The following is a 7,374-nucleotide window of genomic DNA, read 5'->3' on the forward strand; positions in this document are numbered from 1 at the left end:
AACCTACTCGGGGTGAACGCCCCGGGCGCAAAAAGCACGCCCTATTGCAACTGAGTGGCAAGGACTTGAAATACGTTCGTAATACGTATTACAGGTTATTCTTACTTTGAAGGGAGTGCACGACATGCAGAACATGCGGAAGCAGTTCTCGACGTCTCGTGGTGGCTGGCGGCCGGTGACGGCGCTGGTGCTGGGCTGCACCCTGGCGGTTCCGGCTGGAGCGCTCGCGGCGGAGCGCCCCCCTTCATCGGCCACGCGGGCTCCGGCGGCGCTGGGCGCGGCGGTGGCGACGGCGCTCAAGGCGGGGGGCACCACGCTGGCGACGCCGTCGGGACGGGTGTTCCACCAGACGGCGCGGCCGGTCAGCGGCCTGCGCAGCCTGGACGTGGTGCGGGACACCGGCGTGCAGCTGCACGTCTGGCGTGAACGGCAGGCGGACGGCACGGAGCGCGCCTTCTCCGCGTACACGCGCGGCGGCTCGGAGCTGCTGGGCCGCGTGCAGCAGGAGGAGTACCTCATCCGGTTGGCGGAGGCGTCGTTCGACCCGCTGGCTCGCACCGCGCCGCTGTTGGGCAACGCGCTGGTGGCGGACCGGGACAACACCCTGTCGCTGGTGCAGTTCCACGGCACGCCGCTGCCGGAGTACCGGGAGACGATCGAGAACGCGGGCGGCAAGGTGCTGCGCTTCCTGTCGGACCACACGTACCTGGTGGAGATGCCGTCGGAGGTCCGCGCCCGGGTGTCCCAGCTCCCGGCCGTACGCTGGGTGGGGGACTACCATCCGGAGTGGCGCCTGGAGCCGGTGCTGCGGGACGCGCTGCTCGGACGGGCGGCGGCGCTGGCACCCCAGCGCTACTCCATCATGCTGGGTGAGGGCGGCGCGGCCCGCCAGGCTCGCGTGACGGCGCTGGTGGAGCGGCTGGGCGGCAAGGTGGACCTGGTGGAGCCGGGCGGCCTGCGCGTGGAGGCCACGCTCGACCAGGAGCAGCTGGCACAGGTCGCGCGCGCCAACGAGGTGCAGTTCATCGACCGCTGGGGTGGCCCCGGCGAGGTGGACATGGACATCGTGCGCGAGACGGGCGGCGCCAACTACGTCGAGGGGCTCAAGGGCTGGAACGGGCAGGGCGTGCGCGGGGAGATCTTCGACACCGAGCTGCGCACCACCCACCGCGAGTGGCCCACGACGCCCATCATCCACAGCACGGGCACGTCCTCCGGTTCGCTGCACGGCACCAGCTGCTACAGCCACAACTTCGCCAAGGGCGTGGATCCTCTGGCCAAGGGCCTGTTGCCGGGCGGGCAGGGCATCTTCTTCCTCTATTCGGAGTCCACGCAGTTCGGCGGCACCAAGTCCCGCCTCACGATGAACCAGGAGCTGATCAACCCGAGCGGCAACTACCGCGCGGTGTTCCAGACCTCCAGCGTGGGCAGCACGCTGACGACGGCGTACACGACCATCTCCGCGGAGGTGGACGACTACCTGTTCAAGGCGCCCATCCTCAGCACGCAGTCGCAGAGCAACAGCGGCACGCGCAACTCCCGGCCGCAGGCGTGGGCGAAGAACATCGTCTCCGTGGGCGGCATCCGGCACTACAACACGCAGGCCCGCACGGATGATCGCTGGGCCACGGGCGCGAGCATCGGCCCGGCGGCGGACGGCCGCATCAAGCCGGACCTGGCGTTCTATTACGACAACGTGCGGGGTGCGAGCGGCTCCACGGACAGCTCCTACACGGAGTTCAGCGGCACCAGCTCCGCCACGCCGCAGACGGCGGGCTTCTTCGGCCTGCTGCACCAGATGTGGCACGAGGGCGTGTGGGCCGGCCACGGCAAGAAGGCGGACGTCTTCACCAGCCGCCCGAAGATGGCCACCGCCAAGGCGCTGATGATCAACGGCGCGTCCAAGTACAACTGGCTGGCGGGCGGCTCGAACGCGGACATCGACCGCAACAAGCAGGGCTGGGGGACGTCCGACCTCAAGCGCCTGTACGACCGCGCCGCGAAGACGTTCGTCGTGGACGAGACGGACATCCTCGCGCCGCTCGGGAGCAAGACGTACACCTTCGCCGTGGCCAGCGGTGAGACGGAGCTCAACGTCACGATGGTCTACACGGATCCCATGGGCACGGTGGGCGCGGCGCGGGCGCGCGTCAACGACCTGTCCCTGCGCGTGACGGCGCCCAACGGCACCGTGTATTGGGGCAACAACGGCCTGACGGCGGGCAACGTGTCCACGTCCGGTGGCGTGTCCAACAAGCTGGACACGGTGGAGAACGTCTTCCTCGCGAACCCGGCCGCGGGCACGTGGAAGGTGGAGGTCCTGGCGGATGAGGTGGTCCAGGACGCCCACACGGCGACGACGGCGGTGGACGCCAACTACGCCCTGGTGGTGAGCGGCGTGAACCTCAACGCGAAGGCGCCGTAGTCGCTTCCGTGCGCGGGCTCCGGTGTGTCCGGGGCCCGCGCCGTCACGGTCAGTGCTCGGCGGGCTGCGCGGGGGCCTGCTGCTGGACCACGGGCTTCGCGGCGCGCTGGAGGACGGGCAGGGATGGGCTCAGCGTGCCCAGATAGAGCCGGCCGTGGAAGCCTGTCTCGCCCGGCGCGTCGAAGAGGGCCACCTTGCGCGGCGTGTTCGGCTCCTGGCGCGCGTCCGCCGCCGGGTTGATGCCGTGCACGTCACAGTCCACCTGCTGCCAGACGTTGAAGCGGCAGGCGAAGTGGGCCCCGCGCGCGAAGCCCACGTCCAGGGCCCGCACGGGTGAGGAGGGCAGGGCGGCGGTGAGGCGATGGCCCATGGGTTCGAACTTCGAATCCCAGTTCACGCCACCGGTGCGCACGTGCACGTCGCCCGCGAGCACGAGCATCCACACGTCCGGGTTCTCCTTGCGGAAGGCGATGAGGTTCGCGGCCATCTCCTCCTCGCGCGCGTTGCCCGCCGCCTGCTTGGAGTCGAATGCCACCACCGACACGGCGTGCCCCTGGGCCCGCAGGCGTCGCGCGGCCTCCAGCAGGTGGATGACGCCCGCGCTGCTGCGGCCGTCCTGATCCACGCGGCGGAAGAAATCGCTCAGCACCAGAAGCCGCTCCAGGTCCGCGTCCGTGCCGGCGCTCGCCACGTACTCATCCAGCGCGGCTTGATCCACGGACGGCACGGACAGGGCCAGCGCCACGGGGAGCTTCTTCGCCGTGGCGTCGCAGAGCATCCGCGAGGCGGCGTCCGGCAGCTCGCGCGTGCCGATGGGGTCCGCCACCAGCACGGTGCCGCCCTGGGTGAGCAGCGCGTCCACTCCCTCCACGGGATCGCCGCAGCGGGGCGCGGCTTCCGGCGTCTCCGGCGTCCAGCCCGCGACCTTCACGTCGCGCACGGGGATGGACGCCTTGCCGCCGACCAGTTCCAGCGACGGCATCATCTCCAGGCGCATGAGCAGCTTGCGCTCCTGGGGCAGGTCGCGGAAGCCGCGGCGCAGCTTGAAGCCCTCCATCTGCGGGACGCCCTCGAAGGTCTCGTGGGCGAACACCTCGCGGAAGTGGTTGTAGTAGTGGTCGTTGGCCTTCTGGCTGCCCGGCTCGGGCATCTGCGACATGGCGTTATCATCCGCCTCGCGGTACTGGAGCCGGAAGATGCGCACGATGGACTGGCGCGGGCCGACCTCTTCGGGGCGCACGAGGTAACGTTCGAAGGTGCGATTGCCGCGGACGTTCACGCCGATCTCCCAGGACTGGGAGTACAGTTCATGCGTGGTGTTGTTCTCGAAGATGTCCAGGCGCTGCTCTTCCAGCAGGCGTCGCGCGACGAACATCGCCTCATCCAGAGGCACCAGGTACACGCGCTCCACGGTGGGGATGGGCTCTGTGTCCAGAGCATCCCCATCCAGCCCACGTGAGATGCCCGTGCAACCCGTCATGCACAGAAGACCCAGCATCCAGTGCATCCGCATGGTCCTGCCCCCTTTCGTGGAAGGGGACGGCCCAAGGCAGCACCATCCCCGGACGCCTGAGTCTAGCAGCAAGTGCCCGTACTGCTTCATCGAGGGCATGGAGAACCTCGTCTTCACAGGGTGGGCGGTCTACACGTGCACGAGCGGCGACGCCGTGACGGGCAAGGCACTGCTGTTCAACACGGCGCCCTTCAACGCTCGTTTGGGACCCCTCTGTGGCTGAGGATTCGTGGGATCAGGACGCGACCCGGGTCGTCGAGGCGCTCAACCTCCTGACCGTCCTGGCCGCACCGCGTCTCTACGAGCGATGGAGCACTCAAGTACCGGCAGTGGAGCTGCGGACCGTGCTCCAGTCTCGCATGGCCGCGCTCGCCGCCTTCTGTGAGAAGGCGTGGGGTAGTCCGGCTGCGGACCGCTTCCGGTCCGCAGCCCCCAAGGTGCGGGCGCTCGCCGAATCCCTGGCTGCCGCGCCCACCGGTCATCTCATGGACCTCAGTTGGAACGCCCAGGCCCGCGAGTGTCTGGATGCACTGGGCGTCCAGGCGCCTCCAGGCGGATGGGAGACCTTCGAGGGGCTCCCTCCCAGTGGTGATTGATCAGTTCTCCGCGTCCGCGGGCTTCGCGGCGCCCTGCTGCTGCTGGGCCACGGGCGGCGCGGCGCGCTGGATGACCGGGGGTGAGGCGTTGAGTGCTCCGACCCAGAGCCGGCCGTGGAAGCCCGTGTCGCTGGGCCCGTCGAACATCGTCACCTTGCGCGGCGTTCCCGGCTCCTGGCGCAGCTCCGGGGTCGGGCTGAGCGCGAAGACGTTGCAGTCCACCTGCTCCCAGACGTTGAACCGGCAGGAGAACTGCGAACCTCGCGCGAAGCCCACCTCCAGCGCCTTCACCGGCGACGCGGGCAGCGCCTTCGTCAGCCGCCAGCCCAGCGGCTCGAAGTCCTTGTTCCAGCTCACCGGCTTCGTGCGCACGTGCACGTCACCCGCGAGCGCCAGCAACCACGTGTCCGGATTCGACTGGCGGTACGCGATGAGATTCTTCGCCATCTCCGCCTCGCGCGCGTTGCCAGAGGCGTTGTTCGAATCGAACGCCAGCACCGTCACGGCGTGCCCCTGCGCGCGCAGCCTCCGGGCCTGCTCGATGAGGCGGAGCAGGGCGCCGCTGCTGCGGCCGTCCTGATACACGCGCCGCCAGAACGAGCTGACCACCAGCAACCGCTCCAGGTCCGGGCCGTGGCCCTCGCTGGCCAGGTAGTCGTCCAGCGCACCCTGGTCCTCCGACGGCATGGACAACGCCAACGCCACCGGCAGCTTCTTCTCCACCGCGTCGCAGAGCATCCGCGTGGCGATCTCCGGCAGCTCGCGCGTGCCCAGCGGATCTCCCACCAGCACCGTGTTCCCGGCCGTGAGCAGCGGCTCCACGCCCTGCAGCGGCTCCCCGCACTTCACCGGCGGCGGCTGGGCCGTGTCGTCATCCCAGCCCTCCACCTGCACGGCGCGCACGGGCGCGTTCGTCCTGCCGCCCACCAGCTCCAGCGACGGCACCATCTCCAGCCTCGCCAGCAGCTTGCGCTCCAACGGCAGGTCGCGCGTGCCGCGCACCATCTTGAAGCCCTCCATGTCCGGCACGCCCTCGAACGTGAAGCGCTCGAACGTCTTCCGGGAGAGGTACTTCTCCTCGTCCGCGATGCGCTCGTTGAGCCACTTGGGCTTCACCTCGATGATCGTGTCCTGCTCGCGGTAGCGCAGGCGGAAGACGCGGATGACCGACTGGCGCGGCCCCAGCGACGCGCCCTTCACGAAGTAGCGCTCGTAGGTGCGGTTGCCGGGCAGGTTCACCCCGGGCTCGTGCGCGGACGTGTAGAGCTCGTGGTGGCCCTCGCGCTCGAAGACGTCGTAGCGCTGCGACTCGAAGACGCGCCGCATGGTGAAGAGCGCCTCGTCCAGCGGGACCAGGTACACCGTCTCCTCGGTGGGGACCTCCTCGTCCTCCGGCGTGTCGTCATGGAGGTCCTTCGTCAGGCTCGCGCAGCCGCCGACGCACAACGACAGTCCCAGCAACCAGTGAAACCGCATGGCATGACCTCCGGCCCACCCGATGAGCTCCGATGTTGCTAGCGACGGGGGTGCGGCGTCCCGGCTCCCACGGCCGGGACGACGGGAATCAGTCTACCGGGAAACGCACGGCAAACACGTGTGTCAGGCAGAACGGGTGGGAGCGGCTCCCTGGCCCGTGAGCGAGCGGACGACATCCAGCGCGTGTTCAGCGTGCTTCTTCACCTGGATTTGCGAGTCGAACGCGTAGCGGATGGTGCCGCCCTTGTCCGCGACGAACGTCACCCGCCCGGGCAGCAGCCCCAGGAAGTTGGTGCCCACCCCGAAGGCCTTGCGCGCCGCGCCATCCGGGTCGCTGAGGAGCCGGAAGGGGAGGCGGTACTTGGCGACGAACTTCTCGTGGGACTCCGCGGAGTCGCTGCTGATGCCCACCACGTCCGCGCCCGCGTCCGTGAAGTCCTGGTACTGATCCCTCAGGCTGCAGGCCTGGACCGTACATCCCGGGGAGTCGTCCCTCGGGTAGAAGTAGATGACCAGCGCCTTGTCACCCAGCAGGTCGCGCAGGCGCACCGGCGCGCCGCCCGGCCCCCGCAGTGTGACATCCGGAACCGCATCCCCTTCTTTCAGCATCTTGGCCATGAAAGTCCCTCTCCTCCGGGGTGGGAGCATGGACCGCGCATGGCCTGACCCGCAAATCAATCAGGACAACCGGGTTGCCCGGAATTCAAGGGCCTGGGCATTCTTTCGAGGAATGGAGCCACGCGACATGATGGACACCGAGGACTCCCGCCGGGGGCCCTCCCGCGCCGCCCCGGCGGACCGGCTGTACCTGCTGCTCCTCCAAGGGAACACCTCCACGCTGGTGCCGTTGCCCCGGGAAGGGGCGGTGGTGATTGGCCGCGCGGTGGGGGCGGACGTGGTGGTGGAGGACGCGTCGGTCAGCCGCCAGCACGCGAGGGTGGGCGTGGCGGAGGGCGAGGCGTTCATCGCGGACCTGGGCAGCCACAACGGCGTGCGGGTCAACGGCGAGCGGGTGCAGGGGACGCGGCCCCTGGACGGCGGCGACGTGGTGACGCTGGGCAACGTGACGCTGGTGTTCCACCGGGGCGAACGGCCCCTGCCGGAGCGGCGGGCGCTGGAGACCGAAGGGCTGCGGGCCCGGCTCTCCGAGGAGCTGGACCGGGTGCACAGCTCGGGCCTGGCGGTGAGCGTGCTCGCGCTGGAGGTGGAGTCCGCGCGGGTGCCGCAGGTGGAGCTGGTGCGGGCGCTGCACGGCGCGCTGCGGTTGATGGACGGGGTGGGACAGGTGGGTGGCACGCTGATGGTGCTGCTGCCGGACCTGTCCGGCGAGGAAGCGGAAGCGGCGGCGGCGCACCTGGTGTCGG

General features: G+C 69.6%; 7 protein-coding genes. 4 read left to right on the forward strand and 3 right to left on the reverse strand.

Annotated features, from left to right (window positions below):
- Positions 1-124: 124 nt before the first annotated feature.
- Positions 125-2,425, forward strand: a complete 2,301-nt coding sequence (locus D7X99_RS07935) for a S8 family serine peptidase (RefSeq protein ID WP_121777224.1) — start codon at positions 125-127, stop codon at positions 2,423-2,425.
- 49 nt (positions 2,426-2,474) lie between these two features.
- Here D7X99_RS07935 and D7X99_RS07940 read toward each other — a convergent pair whose 3' ends face one another.
- Positions 2,475-3,923 (reverse strand): hypothetical protein, encoded by a 1,449-nt coding sequence (locus D7X99_RS07940; RefSeq protein ID WP_233613188.1) that lies wholly within the window; start codon positions 3,921-3,923, stop codon positions 2,475-2,477.
- Positions 3,924-3,936: 13 nt separating this feature from the next.
- Here D7X99_RS07940 and D7X99_RS42245 point away from each other — a divergent pair, with 13 nt between their 5' ends.
- Together D7X99_RS42245 and D7X99_RS07945 are read left to right on the forward strand one after the other, a co-directional pair.
- On the forward strand, positions 3,937-4,161 hold the full coding sequence (locus D7X99_RS42245) for a hypothetical protein (protein WP_147476063.1): 225 nt from the start codon (positions 3,937-3,939) through the stop codon (positions 4,159-4,161).
- Entirely contained in the window at positions 4,154-4,534 is a 381-nt protein-coding gene (locus D7X99_RS07945; RefSeq protein WP_121777226.1) for a hypothetical protein, read from the forward strand. The genes D7X99_RS42245 and D7X99_RS07945 overlap by 8 nt, the downstream gene beginning before the upstream one ends.
- Here D7X99_RS07945 and D7X99_RS07950 read toward each other — a convergent pair whose 3' ends face one another.
- Both D7X99_RS07950 and D7X99_RS07955 read right to left on the reverse strand, forming a co-directional pair.
- Entirely contained in the window at positions 4,535-6,010 is a 1,476-nt protein-coding gene (locus D7X99_RS07950; protein ID WP_121777227.1) for a hypothetical protein, read from the reverse strand.
- A 123-nt stretch (positions 6,011-6,133) separates the two neighbouring features.
- Positions 6,134-6,628, reverse strand: coding sequence for a peroxiredoxin (locus tag D7X99_RS07955; protein WP_121777228.1), 495 nt, complete (start codon positions 6,626-6,628; stop codon positions 6,134-6,136).
- A gap of 127 nt (positions 6,629-6,755) precedes the next feature.
- On the opposite strand from D7X99_RS07955, the gene D7X99_RS07960 reads away from it, so the two are divergent.
- The coding region (locus D7X99_RS07960; protein WP_158626949.1) for an FHA domain-containing protein at positions 6,756-7,374 on the forward strand (619 nt) is incomplete at its 3' end.

The organism is Corallococcus sp. AB032C, assembly GCF_003668935.1.
Lineage (GTDB): Bacteria > Myxococcota > Myxococcia > Myxococcales > Myxococcaceae > Corallococcus > Corallococcus exiguus.